This is a genomic window from Rhodococcus zopfii NBRC 100606 = JCM 9919 (assembly GCF_001895025.1).
Lineage (GTDB): Bacteria > Actinomycetota > Actinomycetes > Mycobacteriales > Mycobacteriaceae > Rhodococcus > Rhodococcus zopfii.
Window position 1 is genome coordinate 80500 of sequence record NZ_BCXI01000013.1, and the last position, 19045, is coordinate 99544.

Annotated in this window: 25 protein-coding genes; 11 read left to right on the top strand and 14 right to left on the bottom strand. The window is 68.9% G+C overall.

The features are described 5' to 3' along the window. Positions 1-76 precede the first annotated feature (76 nt). Positions 77-814 (top strand): LmeA family phospholipid-binding protein, encoded by a 738-nt coding sequence (locus tag RZ1_RS09340; protein WP_072811218.1) that lies wholly within the window; start codon positions 77-79, stop codon positions 812-814. Positions 815-842: 28 nt separating this feature from the next. Here the strand turns inward: RZ1_RS09340 and deoC are convergent, their stop codons facing one another. Further along, a complete protein-coding gene (deoC, locus tag RZ1_RS09345) occupies positions 843-1535 on the bottom strand; it encodes a deoxyribose-phosphate aldolase (RefSeq protein ID WP_072811219.1) in 693 nt (230 codons plus the stop codon). A gap of 101 nt (positions 1536-1636) precedes the next feature. Between deoC and RZ1_RS09350 the strand changes: the two genes are divergently transcribed. Continuing rightward, positions 1637-2488: a class I SAM-dependent methyltransferase gene (locus RZ1_RS09350; RefSeq protein WP_072811221.1), complete on the top strand. Its 852-nt coding sequence runs from the start codon at positions 1637-1639 to the stop codon at positions 2486-2488. Between the two features lie 35 nt (positions 2489-2523). Continuing rightward, complete coding sequence (gene purU / locus RZ1_RS09355) at positions 2524-3408, top strand: formyltetrahydrofolate deformylase (protein WP_072811223.1); 885 nt, start codon at positions 2524-2526, stop codon at positions 3406-3408. Between the two features lie 44 nt (positions 3409-3452). Here purU and RZ1_RS09360 read toward each other — a convergent pair whose 3' ends face one another. The 7 genes from RZ1_RS09360 to RZ1_RS09390 all read right to left on the bottom strand — a co-directional run bounded on the left by RZ1_RS09360 (position 3453) and on the right by RZ1_RS09390 (position 10231). Beyond that, the gene (locus RZ1_RS09360; RefSeq protein ID WP_244899322.1) at positions 3453-5039 is read right to left on the bottom strand and encodes a molybdopterin-dependent oxidoreductase; all 1587 of its coding nucleotides are present in this window, start codon (positions 5037-5039) and stop codon (positions 3453-3455) included. Positions 5040-5099: 60 nt separating this feature from the next. Then, a complete protein-coding gene (locus RZ1_RS09365; protein ID WP_072811226.1) occupies positions 5100-6149 on the bottom strand; it encodes an alpha/beta fold hydrolase in 1050 nt (349 codons plus the stop codon). Between the two features lie 39 nt (positions 6150-6188). Beyond that, positions 6189-7091, bottom strand: coding sequence for an AurF N-oxygenase family protein (locus tag RZ1_RS09370; protein WP_072811387.1), 903 nt, complete (start codon positions 7089-7091; stop codon positions 6189-6191). Positions 7092-7171: 80 nt separating this feature from the next. Further along, positions 7172-7462 carry a DUF2516 family protein gene (locus tag RZ1_RS09375; protein ID WP_072811228.1) on the bottom strand — a complete coding sequence of 97 codons (291 nt, stop codon included), beginning with the start codon at positions 7460-7462 and terminating at the stop codon, positions 7172-7174. 79 nt (positions 7463-7541) lie between these two features. Beyond that, positions 7542-8393, bottom strand: coding sequence for a prolipoprotein diacylglyceryl transferase (locus RZ1_RS09380; protein WP_072811230.1), 852 nt, complete (start codon positions 8391-8393; stop codon positions 7542-7544). 1 nt (position 8394) lies between these two features. After that, complete coding sequence (locus RZ1_RS09385; protein ID WP_072811232.1) at positions 8395-8898, bottom strand: helix-turn-helix domain-containing protein; 504 nt, start codon at positions 8896-8898, stop codon at positions 8395-8397. Positions 8899-8959: 61 nt separating this feature from the next. Continuing rightward, positions 8960-10231, bottom strand: coding sequence for a DUF445 domain-containing protein (locus tag RZ1_RS09390; protein ID WP_072811233.1), 1272 nt, complete (start codon positions 10229-10231; stop codon positions 8960-8962). A gap of 206 nt (positions 10232-10437) precedes the next feature. Here RZ1_RS09390 and RZ1_RS09395 point away from each other — a divergent pair, with 206 nt between their 5' ends. Genes RZ1_RS09395 through RZ1_RS09405 form a run of 3 tightly spaced genes read left to right on the top strand, consistent with a single transcriptional unit; the run spans position 10438 to position 12396 of the window. Continuing rightward, positions 10438-11076, top strand: coding sequence for a TetR/AcrR family transcriptional regulator (locus RZ1_RS09395; RefSeq protein ID WP_238071613.1), 639 nt, complete (start codon positions 10438-10440; stop codon positions 11074-11076). Positions 11077-11117: 41 nt separating this feature from the next. Next, positions 11118-11501 (top strand): DUF4873 domain-containing protein, encoded by a 384-nt coding sequence (locus RZ1_RS09400; RefSeq protein ID WP_072811238.1) that lies wholly within the window; start codon positions 11118-11120, stop codon positions 11499-11501. A gap of 31 nt (positions 11502-11532) precedes the next feature. Next, positions 11533-12396, top strand: a complete 864-nt coding sequence (locus RZ1_RS09405; RefSeq protein ID WP_072811241.1) for a polyphosphate kinase 2 family protein — start codon at positions 11533-11535, stop codon at positions 12394-12396. 45 nt (positions 12397-12441) lie between these two features. On the opposite strand, the gene RZ1_RS09410 is transcribed toward RZ1_RS09405, so the two are convergent. Continuing rightward, positions 12442-12663 carry a hypothetical protein gene (locus RZ1_RS09410; protein WP_072811242.1) on the bottom strand — a complete coding sequence of 74 codons (222 nt, stop codon included), beginning with the start codon at positions 12661-12663 and terminating at the stop codon, positions 12442-12444. 131 nt (positions 12664-12794) lie between these two features. Between RZ1_RS09410 and RZ1_RS09415 the strand changes: the two genes are divergently transcribed. Further along, positions 12795-13349 (top strand): DUF6328 family protein, encoded by a 555-nt coding sequence (locus RZ1_RS09415; protein ID WP_072811244.1) that lies wholly within the window; start codon positions 12795-12797, stop codon positions 13347-13349. A 58-nt stretch (positions 13350-13407) separates the two neighbouring features. On the opposite strand, the gene RZ1_RS09420 is transcribed toward RZ1_RS09415, so the two are convergent. Continuing rightward, positions 13408-14274 (bottom strand): SDR family oxidoreductase, encoded by an 867-nt coding sequence (locus RZ1_RS09420; RefSeq protein WP_072811246.1) that lies wholly within the window; start codon positions 14272-14274, stop codon positions 13408-13410. Positions 14275-14349: 75 nt separating this feature from the next. Here RZ1_RS09420 and RZ1_RS09425 point away from each other — a divergent pair, with 75 nt between their 5' ends. Beyond that, on the top strand, positions 14350-15366 hold the full coding sequence (locus RZ1_RS09425) for an iron-containing redox enzyme family protein (protein ID WP_072811248.1): 1017 nt from the start codon (positions 14350-14352) through the stop codon (positions 15364-15366). A gap of 7 nt (positions 15367-15373) precedes the next feature. Here RZ1_RS09425 and RZ1_RS09430 read toward each other — a convergent pair whose 3' ends face one another. Beyond that, complete coding sequence (locus RZ1_RS09430; RefSeq protein WP_072811250.1) at positions 15374-15754, bottom strand: DUF5709 domain-containing protein; 381 nt, start codon at positions 15752-15754, stop codon at positions 15374-15376. Positions 15755-15949: 195 nt separating this feature from the next. Here RZ1_RS09430 and RZ1_RS30460 point away from each other — a divergent pair, with 195 nt between their 5' ends. Continuing rightward, a complete protein-coding gene (locus tag RZ1_RS30460; RefSeq protein ID WP_169917888.1) occupies positions 15950-16105 on the top strand; it encodes a DUF6131 family protein in 156 nt (51 codons plus the stop codon). 72 nt (positions 16106-16177) lie between these two features. Here the strand turns inward: RZ1_RS30460 and RZ1_RS09435 are convergent, their stop codons facing one another. From RZ1_RS09435 to RZ1_RS09445, 3 genes are read right to left on the bottom strand one after another with little or no spacing between them, the layout of a single operon-like run. Then, the gene (locus RZ1_RS09435) at positions 16178-16333 is read right to left on the bottom strand and encodes a CDGSH iron-sulfur domain-containing protein (RefSeq protein ID WP_072811388.1); all 156 of its coding nucleotides are present in this window, start codon (positions 16331-16333) and stop codon (positions 16178-16180) included. Positions 16334-16379: 46 nt separating this feature from the next. Then, entirely contained in the window at positions 16380-17042 is a 663-nt protein-coding gene (locus RZ1_RS09440) for a HemK2/MTQ2 family protein methyltransferase (RefSeq protein WP_072811389.1), read from the bottom strand. Between the two features lie 35 nt (positions 17043-17077). Continuing rightward, a complete protein-coding gene (locus RZ1_RS09445) occupies positions 17078-17344 on the bottom strand; it encodes a hypothetical protein (RefSeq protein WP_072811252.1) in 267 nt (88 codons plus the stop codon). A gap of 103 nt (positions 17345-17447) precedes the next feature. Here RZ1_RS09445 and RZ1_RS09450 point away from each other — a divergent pair, with 103 nt between their 5' ends. Both RZ1_RS09450 and lexA read left to right on the top strand, forming a co-directional pair. Next, entirely contained in the window at positions 17448-18299 is an 852-nt protein-coding gene (locus RZ1_RS09450; RefSeq protein ID WP_206022822.1) for an aldo/keto reductase, read from the top strand. Between the two features lie 43 nt (positions 18300-18342). Continuing rightward, complete coding sequence (gene lexA / locus RZ1_RS09455; RefSeq protein WP_072811253.1) at positions 18343-19002, top strand: transcriptional repressor LexA; 660 nt, start codon at positions 18343-18345, stop codon at positions 19000-19002. The last annotated feature ends 43 nt before the right edge of the window (positions 19003-19045 follow it).

The following is a 19045-nucleotide window of genomic DNA, read 5'->3' on the forward strand; positions in this document are numbered from 1 at the left end:
CCAGCTCACAGTTTCGCGGGGCGGGTCGGCCCGCGCGGCTCAGAAGATCCTCAGAGTTGTCGGAAACAATCGGCTCATGACCAACCCGAAGCGCTCCACCCTCGCCACCGTCGCCGCCGTGGTCGTCGTCGCGCTCGTCGCGGTGCTCGTCGGCGCCGAGGTCTACGTCCGCAACCGGGCGACGACGTGCCTTGCCCAATCACTCGAATCCGAACTGGGAACCGGCGTCGACGTCGATCTCAGCTGGAAACCGGTGCTGCTGCAGCTGATCGACAAGAAGGTTCCGTCGGTGACGCTCGACAGCGACGACGACGCGTTCGGTCCGGCCGAGGAGATGACCGTCCACGCCGTCGCGAAGGACGTCGATCTGAACGCGACGGCCGACAGCACCGGCACGATCGGCAGTTCCCGCGCCGAGGTCGTGTGGCCCGCGAGCGGCATCCTCGCGACCGTCCAGGGACAGGGCCTCGGTTCCCTCGTCACCGCCGTCACCCCGGACGCCGACGCGGGAACCCTGCGGTTCACCGTCGGCGGCGGCGGTCTCGCCGAGTTCACGGTGCGGCCGGTCGTCCAGGCCGGTGTCGTCGCGGTCGAGACCGTCGACGCGTCCGTGCTGGGATTCGGGTTGCCGACCGCGCTCGTCGACAGTGTCGTGCAGATCCTCGCGACCGGCCTGCAGCAGTATCCGCTCGGCATGCAGGCCACCGCGGTCGCCGTCGACGACAACGGCGTGAACCTCACCCTCGAAGGCGGCAGCTTCACGATGCCGCGCCCGCAGGAGGGTGCCCAGCAGCAGGGCTGCAGCCTGATCTGACCGGTGCGATCCGACCGGTGCGATCCGACTACTGCCGCGGCGACCGCTCGTCGACCCGGTCCGGCAGTCCGTCGAGCACGGCACGCGAGGACGACAGGCCGAGCCGGGTGGCGCCGGCGTCGATCATCTCCAGCGCCGCCTCGGCCGTGCGGATGCCGCCGCTGGCCTTCACGCCGAGCCGGCCGCCCACGGTCTCGGCCATCAACCGCACCGCGTGCGCGGAGGCACCACCGGCCGGATGGAACCCGGTCGACGTCTTCACGAAGTCGGCCCCGGCGCGTTCGGCCGTGCGGCACGCTTCGACGATCGCGTCGTCGGACAACACCGCGGATTCGATGATCACCTTGAGCGCAGGATCGAAGCCGATCGCCTCGCGGACGGTGAGGATGTCGGCGAGCACTGCGTTCCAGTCCCCGGCGACCGCTGCGCCGATGTCGATGACCATGTCCACCTCACGCGCGCCCTGCTCGACGGCCAGCCGCGCCTCGGCACCCTTGACCAGCGAATGATGCTTGCCCGACGGGAATCCCACGACGGTCGCGACGGTGACACCCTCGGCACGCAGCGGCAGCATCGACGGCGACACGCACACCGCGTACACACCGAGTTCGACGGCTTCGTCGACGAGCGCGCGCACGTCGGCAGCCGATGCCTCCGGCTTGAGCAGGGTGTGATCGATCATCGCGGCGACCTGGGCGCGGGTGTGTGCGGTGTCCGGCATGCCGCCAGCCTCCCACACCGCCTCACCTCGGTGCGTCCGGCCGGTGAGCGGCCTGTTCCGGTACGCCCCACCGTTCTACGAGATCGGCTAGCGTTCCGGGCATGGCCGATCCGATCGATCAGGTAGCCCGCACGTTCGACGATGCCAGCGACCGGTTCGACAGTCTGACCGCGACCGTGTGGGGACCGGCCGGGCAGTCGCTCGTGTTCGCTCTCGGACTGCACCCCGGCGACACCGTCCTCGACGTGTGCTGCGGCGCCGGAGCGTCCGCGTTGCCGGCCGCCGCAGCGGTCGGGCCGACCGGACGGGTCCACGCCGTCGATGTCGCCGCGGATCTGCTCGAGCTGGGTCGGTTGCGCGCCGAGGAACGTGCCCTGCAGAACATCGATTTCGTGTGCGCCGACGCCACCACGTGGGAGCCGCCGTCGTCGGTGCCCGAGGCCGGATACGACGCGCTCGCCGTCTCCTACGGGGTGTTCTTCCTGCCCCACATGGACGCGACTTTCGCGCGGCTCGTCGGCCTGGTCCGGCACGGCGGCCGGGTCGGTGTGACGGTGTGGCGGACCGGCGCGATGGCGGAGTTCACCGCGCTGGTGTTCGACGTCGCCGCCCGCTACTCCCCCGAGGTGGCCGACCGGTTGTCGCTCCGAGAACGCACGCCCCTGCACCGCATCGACACCCCGGAGACACTCGGGGCGTGGCTCGCCGGCGCGGGCTGCCATTCGGTCGAGGTGGACATCCTGTCGAACCTGCTGCCCGCCACCGACGAACTGTGCTGGAATCTGGTGGTGGGCAGCGGTTTACGCGGCGTTCTCGACGGGCTCGACGAGCCCCTGGTCGACGCGGTCCGACGCGATCTGCTGGCTGCGGTCACCGAGCGCGGTCTGCACACGATCGACGCGACCACCCTGGTCGGCACCGCGACCGTGCGACGTCCCCCGGCAACCGTCTGACCGGCGGACGGAACCCACCTGAGACAATCGGCGGCATGACCGCTGCCTCGACCGACGACCGTCGCTACGTTCTGACCCTCGGCTGCCCGGACACCACCGGCATCGTGGCCCGGATCGCCACCTTCCTCGCCGAGGTCGGCGGTTCCATCGTCGAAGCCGCCTACCACGCCGATCAGGACAGCGGCTGGTTCTTCACGCGGCAGGCGGTGCGCGCGTCGTCCATCCCGTTCGGGATCGACGAGCTGCGGGAGAAGTTCGCGGTCGTCGCCGAGGAAATCGGCCCGGAAACCGAGTGGACGCTGTCGGACACCGGCGAGACCAAGCGCGTCGTGCTGCTGGTGAGCAAGGAAGCGCACTGCCTGCACGACATCCTCGGACGCGTGGCGGCGGGCGAACTCAAGGCCGAGATCTGCGCGGTCGTCGGGAACCATCCGGAACTCGAGACGGTCGCGCGGCGGCACGGGATCGACTACCACTACGTGTCGTTCCCGAAGGACCCGGCCGAGCGCGGCCCGGCGTTCGAGCAGGTGCGCAAACTCGTCGACGTGCACGATCCGCACGCGGTGGTGCTGGCCCGGTTCATGCAGGTACTCCCCGCCGCGTTGTGCGAGCACTGGGCGGGACGGGCCATCAACATCCACCACAGCTTCCTGCCGTCGTTCATCGGCGCCCGCCCCTACCACCAGGCGTTCACGCGCGGCGTGAAGCTGATCGGCGCGACCTGCCACTACGTGACCGCCGAGCTCGACGCGGGCCCGATCATCGAGCAGGACGTGATCCGCGTCGGTCACGGCGACACGGTGAGCGACATGGTGCGCCAGGGCCGCGACGTCGAGAAGCTCGTGCTGGCGCGGGGTCTGCGCTGGCATCTCGAGGATCGGGTGCTGGTGCACGGACGCAAGACCGTGGTGTTCAACTGATCCGGTGTTCGACTGATCCGGTGTTCGACTGACACGAGACGCCCTCACCCGACCGTGACGGTGCGGCTGTGCAGACCCGTCGCACCGTCCGGTACCGGCGGGCGCCGCTGCTCGTCCTGCCCCGCCCCGGTACCGTCGACGGCCCGGACCTCCAGCCTGTGCTCGCCGGGGCTCGCGTCCCACACCCACCGCCATTGGCGCCAGGTGTCCGCCGAATACTCGGTGGCCGGTTCCGTCTCCTGCCAGGGACCTCCGTCGACTCGGATCTCGACCCGGCCGATGCCGCGGTGCTGCGCCCATGCGGTGCCGGCCACGACGACGGGCCCGGCCGTGATCCGCGCGAACGGAGCGGGCACGTCGATCCGCGACGCGGTGCGGATCGGGCCCTGCGGCGCCCAGCCGCGTTGCGTCCAGTAGGCCTGCGCGCGGTCGAACCGGGTCAGTTCCCAGTCGACGACCCATTTCGTCGCCGAGACGTAGCCGTAGAGCCCGGGCACCACCTGCCGTGCCGGATAGCCGTGCTCGAGCGGAAGCGGTTCGCCGTTCATCGCGACGGCGAGAAGCGCGTCACGACCGTCGCGTACCACCGCGACCGGTGTCCCCACGGTGAACCCGTCGACGCTGGTGGACAGCAGCATGTCGGCGTCGGGCCGGACGCCGACGCGGTCGAGGATCTCCGACATGCGGTAGCCGGTCCAGCGGGCGTTGCCCGCGAGGTCGCCGCCGATCTCGTTGGATACGCACGTCAACGTCACCAACCGCTCGACCACCTCGAAGCCGGCAAGATCGTCCCAGGTCAGCGTCGTCTCCCCGTCCACCATGCCGTGGATGCGCAGTCGCCAGTCCGCGGTGGTGAGGCGCGGCACCTGCAGCGCGGTGTCGATGCGGTAGAAGTCGCGGTTCGTCGTGACGAACGAGGTGGCGCCGGGCACCGCGCGCGGTCCGGTCGTCAGGTCGCTGCCGGACGGGACGACCGGGGCGGCGTCGGCGGCGAGCGGCACCCGGAATCGGCTGCGGTCCTCGAGGACCTGCGCCAGCCGGTCCCCCAGGTACCGGCCTGCGGCTCCGGCGGCGACCGCGACCGCGGCACCCGCGCCGAGGACGGCCAGGAAACGCCTGCGGTCGATACCCGACGACGAGGACGGACCGCCCCCGCGCCGCGGCGTCCACAGCACCCGGATCGCGAACTGCAGGAACAACATTCCGGCCACGACCGCGATCACGGTCGGGACCGCCGCGGACGCGGTGGCCCCGGGGCGGTTCAGCACCGCGTACACCCCGACCGCCCCGAGCGCCGCGAGCAAAGCGCCGCCGTAGGGTCGCCGCGGACGCTCGATCAGGCCGGCCACGACCGCGCACGTCGCGAGGAGGACCGACATGCCGACGAACAGCGCCGGCTTGTCGGCGGTGCCGAACGTGCCGATCGCGAACTCGCGTGCCCACGCGGGCGCCCGGTCGACGGTCGTCGCGCCGACCGCGAAGTACGGCGACGCGTCCGGGCCGGTCGTCGCGGCGAGCAGTTCACCGAGCCCGAGCACCAGCCCGGCCGCGACGACCCCGGCCCCGGCACGCGAGAGCATCCCGGGCGTACGGGGGGTCGGCGGCGGTCGGGTGCTCGACGGTGTGGCCATGGCGATCCTCCGGTGTCCCCGGTGGTTCGGACCTGCAGCGCCGTCGGATGGGTCGGTGGGTCAGCCGCCGACGGGTTGGCGGGCGAGTTCGAAGAGGTGCTGCAGTTCGGAGTTGAACACGTCGATCGCCTCGACCGAACTCATGTGTCCGATGCCGTCGACGACGACGAGGTGCTCGAGGTTGCCGGCTTCGTCGAGTTCGGCGGCCAGGCGACGCGCGTGGCTCGGCGGGGTGAGCCGGTCGGCGGTGCCCACCAGGACCGTCGTCGGGACGGTGAGGTTCGCGAGCCCGTCGTGGACGTCGAGGCCGCTCAGCGCGATACCCCAGCCGCCGCGGGTGCGGGGCGGGCAGCCGAGCACGATCTTCTCGCAGAACGCGACCGCAGCGGGCGTCGCGGTCCGCGACAGGGCGACGTACTTGATCGCGCGGGTCGTGACCGGAGATGCGACGAGCGGCACGGTCGCGCCCATCAGCCGGCGCGCGACGGGTACCGGGACGCGAGGGGCGCGCTGCGGCAGCGGCACCACCGTCGAGGACGCGACGAGATTGTCCATGCCGGTGCTCGCGAGGAGCACCCCCGACACCTTGCCGCGCACCTGGTCGGGGTGCCGTTCGGCCCACGCCATGATGCTGATTCCCCCCATGCTGTGACCGGCGAGCACGGCCGTGCGGCCGGCGGGAACGGTCGCGGCGAGCACCGCGGCGAGATCGTCGGCGAGCACGTCGGGTCCGAAGACGCGGCTGCCGGCTTCACTGCGCCCGTGTCCGCGCTGGTCGTAGACGACGACGCGGTACTTCTCGGCGAACGCGTTGATCTGCGGCGTCCAGAATTCGGTGGAGCAGGTCCAGCCGTGGCTCAGCACGAGGATGTCGGCGTCGGGATCTCCGTAGGCACGGACGTGCAGGCGTGCACCGTCGTCCGTGGTGACTTCGACGTCGTCGTGCCCGACCTGCGGATCCGCGAGGAGGGCATCGCTGGGATCCCCGGGTACCGCCACACGGGTGCGGGGTGCGGCGCGGCGGCGACGGGCCGCCACGGCTCCGAGGGTGGCGCCGACGACGACGAGTCCGGCGACCGTGAGCACGGTCCGGCGGGAGGGCTTCTTCACCTGTGTTCTTCTCCGATCTGGGATGTGGCGGGTGCCGGGTCAGATGATGTGTGCGCGGCGCAGCAACACGGTCGAGGGACCACCGATCAGCCCGACCCCGTCAAGGAAGTCGACGGTGCGGCGCGAGGCGTGGCGGATGCGGTCCTGATAGTGGGTGTTGGTCCGGGCCGCCGCCTTCGCCTCGTCGACGTCGAGACCGGCTGCCGCGTAGACGCGGGGGTTCACCAGGTTCGTGACGATGAAGTACGCGGAGACACCGAGATGCATCCGGATCCACGTGCGTTCGAGGCGGGACGCGTCGCGCATGCGGCGCGCGGTCTCCTCGCGGGCGTAGCGGATGTGCCGCGATTCCTCGATCACGTGGATCCGGCTCACGGTCCGGGTGATCGGCTGGACGCGCTCGTCGCGCATGAAGTCGCGCTGCATCGCGTCGAGGATCTCTTCGGCGAACAGTGCCCCGCCGAACGCGAGTGCGCCGGCGGCGACCGCTTTGAAAGCACGTCCGGATTCGCGAACCCAGCGTGGCGGCCGATAGGAGGGGACCCCGAAGTGCTGCGCGGATCGGGCGAACATCGTCGAGTGTCGGCATTCGTCGGCGATCTCGGTGAGGCCGAACTGCACGTAGGGCGTCGCGGGGTCGTGCCGGTAGAGGTCGCGCACGAGCATCTGCATGAGGATCATCTCGAACCAGATCCCGGTTCCGGCGATGCTGGCGGCCTCGTGCCGGGTCAGGGTGATGCGCTGATCTTCGGTCATACGGTCCCACAGGTCGGTGCCGTAGAGGCTGGACCATTCGGGACTCATGCCGTACTTGTCCGGCGGGATCGGCGCGTCCCAGTCGATTTCGATCCCCGGATCGAAGGACGAGCGTGCGGCGGAATCGAGCAGCCGCGCGGCGGTGTCCTGTCGGTCACCGGTGCGGACGGGTCGGGTGAGCGTCACGGCGATCACCTCGTCTCGGAAATTTAGCCGTAACTCCGAGTGTCACTATCTCGCCGTCCGGTGTCAAGGGACGGCATGTGTCACCAGCGCGGGCGCTGCACCTCTTCCACGCGCGGCCGGACGTCCACCAGATACACGGACACCGCCACAACCCCGACGATGCCCAGCATCCCGATGGCTCCGAACAGGAACAGCACGATCAGCGCGACCGCGAGGATCCCGATCCACACCGGCTTGGTGAGCTTGTCCACGGCGGGGAACGCCTCCGCCGGCTGACGCACCGCGTGCACCAACGCGAAGACCGCACCCGCGATCGCCAGGACCTGCAGGGCGAAGAGGATCAGACCGGCAAGAGAATCGACATTTGGCACTCCCCCATCCTACGAGAATCGGCCCCCGTGCGACGTCGCACGGGGGCCGATTCTCCGGTGTTGCTGCGAGGACCTGCGATCAGGCGCCGGTGGTCTTGCGCGGGGCAGCCTTCTTCGCCGGAGCCTTCGCCGCGGCGGACTTGGCGGGCGCCTTGGCCGGAGCAGCCTTGGCGGGAGCCTTTTCCGCAGCAGCCGTCTCCGGGGCAGACTTTTCCGGGGCGGACTTCTCCGTCACGGACTTGACTGCCTCGTCCATCTCCAGCGCGGCGACCTCGACGCGGTCGGCAGCCTCGTCGGCGACCTCTTCGGCCTGGTCCGCAAGGTCGAGGACCTTCATCGCCGCCTCGTCGCCGGCGTCGGAGATGGCCTCGCCCACGCCCTCGGCGGTCTCGGAGATGCGGCCGGCGGCCATGCCGGCCAGCTTCGCCGCACGCTCGCCGACGGCGCGCGTCTGACGAGCGACGGTGCCGAGGGCGTCCTCGGTCAGATCGACGGCGTCACCGAACGCAGCTTCGGCGCGCCCGAGACCCTCCTCGACGGCGGGCTGCTTGCGGAGCCGCTCGACGGTCTCCTCGCCACGCTCGGCGAGCGAGGTGTACAGGTCGGACGCGACCTTCAAGTACGCCTCGGCTACCTTGCGCAGCTCCTCGGGGGTGAACTTCTCGCGCAGATCCGCGAGCTCTTCGGGGAGCTCGGCGGGGAGGCCGGCGAGACGCTCGCGCAGGGACTCGACGGTCTCGGTCAGGTCGCCGAACTTCTCGCGGGCGGTGCCGACGCGCTCGTTGACGTCGTTCCGGTTGGATTCGGCGCGCTCGCGCACCTGGGCGACGACGTCGGCGACCGCCTGGACCACAGCATCGCCCGCGCCGACCGCGGCGTAGAGGGAGGTACGGATGGAGACATTGGGATTGGAGACATTGGGATCGGTCATGTCATTTCTCCTGTTCATCGGGATCGGTCTCGTACAGGGCGGCGGTCCCGGGATCCGTGTCCGGCGCCTGCCCGGGCGGGGCGGACTCGTTCTCGCGACAGAACGAGTCGTAGATGTCGAGCAGAACCTGCTTCTGCCGCTCAGTGAGGACGGCGTCGGCCAGGAGCGCGTCACGTACCGCGCTGTGCGGGCGCTGCTCGAGAATCCCGGCCCGCACGTAGAGAACCTCCGCGGACAACCGGAGGCCCTTCGCGATCTGTCCTAACACCTCCGCAGAGGGCTTGCGCAGCCCACGTTCGATCTGGCTGAGATAGGGATTGCTGACGCCGGCGAGCTGCGACAACTGCCGCAGCGACACCTGCGCCGCCTCGCGCTGGGCACGGATGAACCCGCCGATGTCCTGAGCGGCGGAGTTCACGACGCGCGACGCGAGGTCGCCCGGTCCGGTGGTTCCGTCGACGTCCGAGCCGTCGACCGGTGCGGCGTCCCCTTCGATCGTGGGCATGCTCTCAAGCATACGATCATGTGCTAGCTGGAGCAAGCACTCTGCTAGCACGTGGGCGGCCTCACGAGAACAGCAGCTGGGACACCGTATAGATGGCCAGGCCGGCGAGCGATCCGACGACGGTGCCGTTGATGCGGATGAACTGCAGGTCCCGCCCGACGGCCAGCTCGATCTTGCGGCTCGCCTCGTCGGCGTCCCACCGCTCGACGGTTTCCCTGATGACCGCGGTGATCTCGTCGGCGTAGTTCGAGGCGATGTACCGGGCGCCGCCGAGCAGCCAGCCGTCGACCTTGCCGCGCAACTCGTCGTCGTCGCGCAGGCGTGCGCCGAAGTGCATGACGTTCTCGGCAACCTTGGTGCGCAGGGTGCTGTTCGGATCGTCGACGGATTCGAGAATCATGCGCTTGGCGGTCCGCCACGTGGCGGCCGCGAGCTGCGTCACTTCGTCCCGGCCCATGATCTCCGCCTTGACGCGTTCGGCCTTGGCGATCGTCGCGGGATCGGTCTGCAGGTCGCGGGCGTAGTCGGCGAGGAACTTGTTCGCGGCGAGCCGGACCTCGTGCCCGGGATTGGACCGGACCTTCCAGGTGAATTCGACGAGTTCGCGGTGGATCTTCTCGCCGAGCAGCATGTCGACGAACTTCGGCGACCACGACGGCGAGTCCCGCGAGATGATCCGGTCGATGGTCTCCTGGCTGCCCAGCGCCCACTGGTGGGCCCGCTCGGCGAGCATGTCAATCAGCGGCAGGTGGCGTTCCTCGGCGATGAGCTCGGTCAGCACCCGGCCGATCGGCGGCCCCCACTCCGGCTCCGCGATGCGCTTGACGATCGTGTTGTCGATGATCTGCTGGATGTCCTCCTCGCGCAGCACCGTCACGATGCCGCGCAGCACCGTCGAGGTCTCCTGCGCGACCCGCTGGGCGTTCGCCGGCTGGGCCATCCAGCCGCCGACGCGCAGCGGGATCTGCGCGGACTCGATCTTGGCCGACACGACCTCCGGAGCCAGGAAGTTGGTGCCGACGAACGAACTCAGGCTTGCCCCGAGCTGATCCTTCTTCTTCTTGATGATCGCGGTGTGCGGCACCGGGATACCGAGGGGATGCCGGAACAGGGCGGTCACGGCGAACCAGTCGGCGAGCGCACCGACCATGCCCGCCTCCGCGGCCGCCCGCACGTAGCCGACCCATTCGCCGGCTCCGCGGGTTTCCTGCCAGCGGCAGAAGAGATACACCACCGTGGCGAAGACCAGGAACCCGGTGGCAACCGCCTTCATTCGGCGGAGATCCCCGCGCTTGACGTCGTCGTCGTTGCTCAGAAGCTGCACCTTCGCCATTGTGCCGAAACGGGAGGGACGCCCGCGGAACCCCCGACAAGAAGCCGCTCACCGTAGACTGAGCCGACGATCGAAGACCGAACGGATGTGCCAACCCAGTGCCCAGCAAAAGCGCGACCTCCCCGACCACACCTCCCGAATCCGCAGCCCCGCAGCCGACGCCCGCCAAGCAGGACGGACGTAAGCGCCGCTGGCACGAGCACAAGATCGCGCGGCGCGAGGAACTCGTCGACGGCACGATCGCCGCGATCCGGGTGCGCGGCCACGACGTCGGGATGGACGAGATCGCCGCGGAGATCGGTGTCTCGAAGACGGTGCTCTACCGCTATTTCACGGACAAGAACGACCTGACGACCGCGACGATGATGCGGTACGTCGAGCGAATTCTGGCACCGCAGATCTACGCCGCGGTCGCCGAGGATCTCGACGAGTACGAACTGACCCGGGTGGCGATCGCCGCATACGTCGAAACGGTCGCATCCGATCCCGAGGTCTACCTCTACGTGATGAGCAACAGCTCGTCGGCGAGCCGCGACGTGGTCGCCGATTCCGAGCGGATGATCGCCGAGCTGGTGGCGACGGTCCTCGGTGAGCGCCTGCGGCTGCTGGAGATGGATTCGGGAGGGTCGGTGCCGTGGGCGTACGGCATCGTCGGCGGAATCCAGCTCGCCACGCACTGGTGGATCTCGAACAAGTCGATGACCGCGGAAGACCTCATCGACTACCTGACGATGATGACCTGGGGCGGTATGACCGGTATCGCGTCGGCAGGCGGTTCGCCCGTCAGGTTCAAGTCGCAGCCTCATCCGTTGCGCCGCGAGGACCGCGAGGCAGTAGCGGAGTGACCCGTTTCACGTAACTTGTAGTTACGTGTAAAATCGGGGCCATGTCCGAGGGATACCGTGGCCGCGCAGAGATCCTCGTCGACGGCAGGCAGGTCGTCGTCGACGTCCAGCTCGCCGACTGGTTCGATCCGATCAGCGGCCGCCACCGCTGGCGCGGTCGGTTGCGCGACCTGGCCGCCGCGCTCGCACCGGACGCTCCGCCGTCCACCGGGACCGAACTGACGGTGACGGTTCTCGACACCGGCCGTGCCGCCGCGACCGCGCGCGTCACCGACATCGACCTGTGGGGCAGCCACATGATCGACGGCATCTCCGCGCCGCCCTATCCGGCCGGACCGGACGAACTCGACCTGCTCGACGGCGACCGACCCGACCCGGGTCTTCCGGCCACCGACACGGCCGACATTCGTCGCGAACAGCGCTGACGACCACAGCGTGTGTGGCACGCTTCGTGCCATGCCGAACGACGCCGAGAACAGCCCGTGGACGAAGCCCGTCACCGAAGCGCTGCGCGCCGGACCGGACACCCGTGTCGCCGACATCGATACGGACGCCACACCCGGATTCGAGGGCGACAAGGAACTCGGCACACGACTGCTCGAGGAACGCGGCACGTACCTGTCGCAGCTGCAGGAGAAGCTGTTCGCGAACGGCCGGTCGGGCGACCGCAGATCGGTGCTGCTGATCCTGCAGGGCATGGACACCGCAGGCAAGGGCGGAATGGTGCGTCACGTGATCGGGCACGTCGATCCGCAGGGCGTCGATCACGCGTCGTTCGGGGTGCCGACCCCGGAGGAGCTGCGGCACCACTACCTGTGGCGGATCAACAAGGCACTGCCGCGCGCTGGGCAGATCGGCGTGTTCGACCGCTCACACTACGAGGACGTGCTCGTCGTGCGCGTGCACGATCTCGTACCGGAACGGGTCTGGAGCGCCCGGTACGACGAGATCAACCAGTTCGAACGCGAGATCGTCGAGAACGGCACGACGATCGTGAAGGTCGCCATGTTCATCTCTCTCGACGAACAGAAGAAGCGCCTGGCCGAACGCCTCGAGCGCCCGGACAAGTACTGGAAGTACAACCCGTCGGACGTCAGCGAACGCGCCCTGTGGCCCGCCTACCAGGAGGCATATCAGGCCATGCTCGACAAGACCAACACCGAGCACGCACCGTGGTATGTCATCCCGGCCAACCGCAAGTGGTACAGCCGAGTCGCGGTCGGCGAACTCATGATCGACGCCCTGGAGCGTTTCCGCCTGGACTGGCCCGCAGCGATGTTCGACGTCGAACTCGAGAAGAAACGACTGGCACTGTCCTGAGGGCCCCGCAGCCCTCAGGACAGCGCCGGTCGGACACTGTGCCGGTCAGAACAATTTGGGAGTGACCTGGTGCACCTTGTGGTCGTGGCGGATCGTGCCGCCGATCATCGCCATCGCCAGCCCGGCCGCGACGACAGTGCCGATCCCGGCGACGATCGCCGGTCCGGTGTGGCCGTAACCCGCGGCAAGCAGGAACAGGGCGAGTGAGGCGACCGCGAGTAACCCGAGGGTGTATCCCGCCCAGGCGACGAAGAGGTTGAGTTTCATCCGACGCTCCTTCCTCGTGGACGAATACCGAGGCCGGTGCAGCCGACGGTACCCCACGGTGATGCGCGTCACAAGGTTGCGAAACGCGCACATCGGCCCTGCCGAGCCCGGCAGCATGACAACTTTGACCCATGACGAGTTCCGACCGGTTCGACGACGAGGACGAGCTGCCCGGCGCCCGATACTCGCGGCGTTACGAGAGCGACGCCCAGCAGCTCGACCGGAACTGGTCCAGCCTGCTGCAGGAACTTCGCGTCGTACAGACCGGAGTGCAACTGCTGACCGGCTTCCTCCTGACCCTGCCGTTCCAGAGCGGGTTCGCCGCCCTGTCGAACAACGAGAAGGGCGTCTATCTCGTCACCGTGCTCGCCTCGATCGCGGCGACGATTCTGCTCGTCGCGCCCGTCAGCATGCACCGGCTGCTGTTCCGGCGCAGGCAACTCGACCGGCTGGTGCTCACCGCGCACCGGTTCGCGCTTGCGGGCCTGCTGCTGCTCGGGGTGTCGCTGACCGGCGTCGTCGTCCTCGTTGTCGGGCTCGTCGTGAACTCGACCGTGGCGACCATCGCCGGAATCTGCACCGCCGTGCTGTTCGTCGCGATCTGGCTGGTCTACCCGTGGCGTTTCCGCCGTCGCGCCACGCGCTTCCCCGAACCGGAACAGAGCGAACAGCACCGGAACGAGTGACCGCACACGGTCAGCATCGATCGACCGCTCGCGGTCAGCATCGATCGACCGCTCGCGGTCAGCCGGGCAGCGTCTCGCCCCCGATCGGCGCCAGCACCTCGCCGCTGTAGTACGACGACATCGTGTTCGACGCGAAGAACACATAGGACGGTGCGATCTCGTCGGGCTGCGCCGCGCGCCCGTACGGCGCCTGCTTGCCGAAGTCCGCGACCTTCCCTTCGTCGAGAGTGGCCGGGACCAACGGGGTCCACACCGGCCCCGGCGCGACGCAGTTGACTCGAATTCCCCTGTCCTGCAAGGCCTGTGCGAGCGAGTAGGTCAGCGCCAGCACGGCGCCCTTGGTGGCCGCGTAGTCGATGAGTGTCTTGTTCCCGCGCAGCCCGTTGATCGAGGACGTGTTGATGATCGACGATCCGGACGGCAGGTGTTCGAGCGCGGCCCGCGTGACGTGGAAGAAGCTGTCGATGTTCACCGCGAACGTGCGGCGCCACTGCGCTTCGTCCAGATCGGCGAAGTCGTCGACCGGTTCCTGGTAGGCCACGTTGTTCACCACGATCTGCAGACCCCCGAGCCGGTCGGCCGCCTCGGCCACCACCTCCCGGCAATGTGCCGGATCGGCGAGATCGCCCGGGAACAGGTGACACTCACGCCCTTCGCGCCGGACCAGCTCCGCGGTGTGCTCGGCGTCCCGGTCCTCTTCGAGATAGGCAATGGCGACATCCGCGCCTTCCTTGGCGAACGCGATCGCCACCGCGCGGCCGATCCCGGAGTCCCCGCCGGTGATCAGCGCCTTGCGTCCCTCGAGCAGTCCGCGACCGCGGTATCCGCGCATCTCGTCCTGGGGGGCGTCGGCCATGTCGGCGGTGTCGCCGGGGTAGTCGATCGTGTGCGGGGGATGTACGTGTTCCTGGTCATCGATGCTCATGACCAGCGGATACCCCTCGATACCCGGTTCACACCCACCGGTTTCCTTTGGTCCCGGTCCGGGTATCCGGCGGTCATGCGTGATCCTGCCTCCGCCCCGCTGCCCCGGCCGCGCGGGCCGGTTTCCGACGCCGTCATCACCCGGCTCGCCGGGACGCCGGACGAGTCGCCGTGGCCGCGGCCTCCCGCGGACGTCGACCCGTACGGCGACGATGCGCAGTTGACCCTGACGGTGCTGTACGAATTGCACTACCGGGGGTTTTCGGGCGTCGATCCCGGTTGGGAGTGGGCGCCGGGTCCGCTCGGTGTGCGGGCCGCGCTCGAACGGGCGTTCCTGGACCGCCTGCGCACCGACGTCCCGGCCGGTGTGGATGTCGACGCGACCTTCGATGCGGTGTGCCGGGAGCCGCGCGACGCATGGAGCGTGTCCCATCACCTGGCCGAGCAGGGCACGTGGCCGCAGTTGCGGGAGTACTTCGTGCACCGATCCATCTACCAGCTCAAGGAAGCCGATCCGCAGGCGTGGGCGATTCCGCGACTCACCGGCCGGGCCAAGGCGACGCTGGTGGCCGTCGAATTCGACGAGTACGGCGGCGGGCACCACGACCGTGTGCATGCGCAGCTGTTCGCCGATCTGATGGTCGCGGCCGGCCTGGACGACAGCTACCTGGGATGTCTCGACCGCGTACCCGCGCTGACCCTGGCGCCGGTGAACTTCATGTCGATGTGCGGGTTGCACCGGTCCCGCATCGGCATGCTCGTCGGCCAGTTCGCGGCCGCCGAGATGACGACCGGCCCGAGTGCGCGCCGGCTGGTGCGGGCGCTCGAACGCCTGGAGGCCGCACCGGCGTGCGTGCGGTTCTATACCGAGCACGTCGAGGCGGATGCGGTGCACGAACTGGTGTTGCGGCACGACGTCGTCGGGGACCTGCTCGAGCGCGATCCGGGCGCGGCACGCGACGTGGTGTTCGGGGCCGAGGCCATCGAGTTTCTCGAGGGCCGGCTCGGCAGCCACCTGCTCGACCGGTGGTCCCGCGACGAGTCATCGCTGCTCGAACCGGCAGAGCTGCTCGAAACCGAAGAGGCGACCTGAGTCCCGTTCAGCTTCTGTCGATGTCGTCCTCGTCGACGATGTGCACGGCCGCTTCCTCGGCCGCAGCTCCCGCACCGTCGATGCCGACGTCCTCGGCGATGAGTTCGGATTCGGTGTCCTCCCCCGTTCCCTCGTCCGGTGCGACGAGCCGGCCCGCGCGCCGGGTGTCGGCGCCGCGGGGTCCGGTGTCCGGTTCCTCCTCCGCCAGACGCGAATCGAGGTCGTCGTGCGGTTCGAGGGCGACCGGACGTTCGGGCGGCGAGATCCCTTCGTCCAGAACGTCGTCGACTCCGCGATCGATGAGGGTGTCCTCGCGCTGCAACTGATCCTCGTCGTCGACGCTGTATTCACCCGGGACACTCGCCCCGGGATTTTCCGAAGTAGGCATGTTACGACCATGCCACCGCCGGGCGGGTTGCGCCACATCTGTGGAATCCGGTGTGGGAAAGGGTATCCAACAGGCTCGGCCGGCGCGCGGGGGATTTCCGTCCGCTGGCGGGGGGTTTGAAATGCCCTGATCGGGGTATTCACTCCCATCGTCCGAGCCAATTCGAGCACGGGCACCGACAGCAAGGTGACGATCATGATCATCCTCGGCTTGATCCTGCTGGTGGTCGGATTCCTGACCGGGATCTCGATCCTGTGGACGCTCGGCATCATCCTCGTCGTGGTGGGCGTCATTCTGGCACTGCTCGGCGCCACCGGACGGGCGGTCGGTGGCCGCAAGTACTGGTATTGACACTTCCCACCCCCGGCACTTCTCACCGCCGGAGCCTCCGGCACTTCTCACCGCCGGAGCCTCCGGCACCAGTCACCGCCGGGGCGTGCGCGCGCTCCGGCGGTGACTGGTGTCGCACAACGGATAGATGCCGCTGCGATGGCAGCGGCACACCGCGACCACGAAACGATCCGACGTCACTTCGGTGCCGTCCTCACCCACAATCCGCACCGGTCCCTCGACGAGCATCGGGCCGCCCGGCACGAGCCGGACGGTCCGGGCGTCTGTTCGCAGGTCACCGGGTGTGTTCCGGTCGATCGGCACGGATCACCACCACTTCCTCGGTCTCGGTTCCGGCCTTGCTCTCGATCGCGACAACGGAAGCATCTGCCGCAGAATCTGTTCGACGGTGCTGCAGGTAGTCGGCACGACTGCGCATCACCGGGCCGAACGGTATCCGCTCCCGCGCGACCACGGTGGCTTTCACGCCGCCGGCCCGCAGCATGTCGAGCGTGGTGTCCACGCCGGTGAATTCGGAGTGCACGACGAGGGCGAATCCACCCGGCCGCAACAACTCCGGGATCTCCCGGCACAGCGGGTCGACGACGGAGCGCCCGTCGGGGCCGGCATCCCAGCGCGGGTCGTGAGCCCCACTGGGTGCCGGCACGTAGGGGGGATTCGAGACGATCACGTCGAACGGTGCGAGTCTGCGCGCAACTCCGAGGCCGCCACGAAGAACCCTGATGGGCAGTCGCCGTGACCATGCGTTGAGCCGAGCGGTGAGTACCGCGCGGGGCGCGATATCCAGTGCCGTCACCGATTTCGCGCCGGCCCGCGCCGCCGCAACCGCCAGGATTCCGGTGCCCGTGCAGAAGTCGAGGACCTTTGCGTCCGGGGGTGGACCGGCGCAGCCGAAGGCGTGCTCGAGCAGCCACGAATCCTCTTGCGGCCGGTACACACCCGGCATCCGCCATACCACTCCCGATCGCGTCACTACAGGACTCCAGGCTCGTGGGTGGAGGTGCCGCCGGATCCGCCCAGCCGGCGCCGCCGGAAGTTGAGAACGATCATCACTGCACCGACGACGAGGAGGGCGACGGCAACGATCGTTGCGACGGCCGTCCAGCCTTCGAAACCGCCTCCGGCAGCGGTCAGGACCAGAGCTATCGCGACGACACCCGCCAGGACACACGCAAACCCGACCCAGCCCGCGAGCCGGGTTCCCGTCGTGGGGCCACCGCGATTCGTTGTATTCGCCATGCGGGCGGTTACCCATCCGTGCGGTCACCGAAACCGGACCGGAGCAGCACCGGAATCCGGCCGGGCCCGGAACACGATCACGGTCTCGATCGTTGCTCCGGGTATGACTTCCGTGAATCCGGTACCGAATGTGGCGCTCAGCGACGGAAACTCGATTCCACAGATCGGGTTCGGAGTCTGGCAGGTGCCCGACGACGAGTGTTTCACCGCGGTCACCAGCGCTCTGACCATCGGATATCGCAGTATCGACACGGCTGCGATCTACGGGAACGAGGTCGGAACCGGACGGGCGATCGCGGCGGCCGGGGTGCCGCGCGACGAATTGTTCGTCACCACCAAGCTGTGGAACAGCGCCGATCGACCGTGGACCAGGGACCGCGTGCTCGCCGAGTTCGACACGTCCCTGGACCGCCTGGGGCTGGACTACGTCGACCTGTACCTGATCCACTGGCCGCGGCCGATGCGCGAGGACTACCGCACGATCTGGCAGGCGTTCACCGAGTTGCAGGCAGACGGTCGGGCCCGGTCAATCGGCGTGTCCAATTTCCAGCCGGCTCAGCTGCGCACGATCATCGCGGACACGGGCGTGGCGCCGGTGATCAACCAGATCGAGGTGCATCCGGATTTCGCGCAGGCCGAACTGCGGGCGGTGCACAAGGAACTGGGCATCGTCACCGAGGCGTGGTCGCCACTCGGCCAGGGACGGGGCCTGCTCGACGATCCCACGCTCACGCGGATCGCACTCGAACGTGATCGCACTGCCGCGCAGGTGGTGCTTCGGTGGCATCTGCAGATCGGCAATGTGGCGATCCCGAAGTCGGTGACACCGCATCGGATCCGGCAGAACCTCGAGATATTCGACTTCGAGCTCGATGCGGCCGAGATCGAGGCGATCGAGGCGCTGGACACCGCGAATCGGCTCGGCGGCGACCCCGCCACCTTCGACGTGGGGTGACGGGGCAGCGGGTCGATCCGTTCGCACGGCTACGATTCGCCGGGTGACCGACTACGACGATTTCGACATGTTCGGCGGCCTCGACGCCTCGTCCCTGCCGCTGCGTCAGCAGCAGATCCTGGCGGTGATCCGGGACTGGGCGGCGGCCAACGGATGTGCGCCGAGCACCCGGCAGATCGGGGATGCGGTCGGACTGCGGTCGACGTCGTCGGTGTCCAAACATCTCCGCAGCCTCGAGGACAAGGGGTTCCTGCGGCGGGGTTCGGCGGTGGCGCGCCAGCTGGATGTGCGCCCGTTCCTCGCCGCATCGGCTCCGGCCGGGTCCGACCGGACGGTCGCGGTTCCGGTCGTAGGCGACATCGCGGCCGGGATGCCGATACTCGCCGAGCAGCACACCGACGACGTGCTGGCGCTGCCGCGCGAGCTCGTCGGTTCCGGCACGGTGTTCGGCTTGCGGGTGCGTGGCGATTCGATGGTCGACGCGGCGATCTGCGACGGTGACGTCGTGGTGGTGCGGCAGCAGAGCGAGGCGCATTCGGGCGAGATCGTGGCCGCGATGATCGACGGCGAGGCCACCGTCAAGGTACTGCGCCGGCGCAACGGGCATGTGCAGCTCGAGCCCCGGAATTCTGCGTATCCGGTTCTCGACGGTGATGGCGCCGTCGTGCTGGGCAAGGTGGTGTCGGTGATGCGGCGGATCTGACCTGCGCGCCCGGTCAGGGCGGGCGACGAAATCTACGACGAGA

Excerpts from the sequence above, each read along its gene's own strand:
- RZ1_RS09380 (WP_072811230.1), bottom strand. The coding sequence starts at position 8,393 with ATGACCGATCCCAATGTCTCCAATCCCAATGTCTCCATCCGTACCTCC.
- RZ1_RS09340 (WP_072811218.1), top strand. The coding sequence starts at position 77 with ATGACCAACCCGAAGCGCTCCACCCTCGCCACCGTCGCCGCCGTGGTC.
- RZ1_RS09405 (WP_072811241.1), top strand. The coding sequence starts at position 11,533 with ATGCCGAACGACGCCGAGAACAGCCCGTGGACGAAGCCCGTCACCGAA.
- purU (WP_072811223.1), top strand. The coding sequence starts at position 2,524 with ATGACCGCTGCCTCGACCGACGACCGTCGCTACGTTCTGACCCTCGGC.
- RZ1_RS09445 (WP_072811252.1), bottom strand. The coding sequence starts at position 17,344 with ATGGCGAATACAACGAATCGCGGTGGCCCCACGACGGGAACCCGGCTC.
- RZ1_RS09420 (WP_072811246.1), bottom strand. The coding sequence starts at position 14,274 with ATGAGCATCGATGACCAGGAACACGTACATCCCCCGCACACGATCGAC.
- RZ1_RS09450 (WP_206022822.1), top strand. The coding sequence starts at position 17,448 with ATGACTTCCGTGAATCCGGTACCGAATGTGGCGCTCAGCGACGGAAAC.
- RZ1_RS09425 (WP_072811248.1), top strand. The coding sequence starts at position 14,350 with ATGCGTGATCCTGCCTCCGCCCCGCTGCCCCGGCCGCGCGGGCCGGTT.
- deoC (WP_072811219.1), bottom strand. The coding sequence starts at position 1,535 with ATGCCGGACACCGCACACACCCGCGCCCAGGTCGCCGCGATGATCGAT.
- RZ1_RS09430 (WP_072811250.1), bottom strand. The coding sequence starts at position 15,754 with ATGCCTACTTCGGAAAATCCCGGGGCGAGTGTCCCGGGTGAATACAGC.
- RZ1_RS09400 (WP_072811238.1), top strand. The coding sequence starts at position 11,118 with ATGTCCGAGGGATACCGTGGCCGCGCAGAGATCCTCGTCGACGGCAGG.
- RZ1_RS09410 (WP_072811242.1), bottom strand. The coding sequence starts at position 12,663 with ATGAAACTCAACCTCTTCGTCGCCTGGGCGGGATACACCCTCGGGTTA.
- RZ1_RS09360 (WP_244899322.1), bottom strand. The coding sequence starts at position 5,039 with ATGGCCACACCGTCGAGCACCCGACCGCCGCCGACCCCCCGTACGCCC.
- RZ1_RS09350 (WP_072811221.1), top strand. The coding sequence starts at position 1,637 with ATGGCCGATCCGATCGATCAGGTAGCCCGCACGTTCGACGATGCCAGC.
- RZ1_RS09385 (WP_072811232.1), bottom strand. The coding sequence starts at position 8,898 with ATGCCCACGATCGAAGGGGACGCCGCACCGGTCGACGGCTCGGACGTC.
- RZ1_RS09415 (WP_072811244.1), top strand. The coding sequence starts at position 12,795 with ATGACGAGTTCCGACCGGTTCGACGACGAGGACGAGCTGCCCGGCGCC.
- RZ1_RS09390 (WP_072811233.1), bottom strand. The coding sequence starts at position 10,231 with ATGGCGAAGGTGCAGCTTCTGAGCAACGACGACGACGTCAAGCGCGGG.
- RZ1_RS09435 (WP_072811388.1), bottom strand. The coding sequence starts at position 16,333 with ATGCTCGTCGAGGGACCGGTGCGGATTGTGGGTGAGGACGGCACCGAA.
- RZ1_RS30460 (WP_169917888.1), top strand. The coding sequence starts at position 15,950 with ATGATCATCCTCGGCTTGATCCTGCTGGTGGTCGGATTCCTGACCGGG.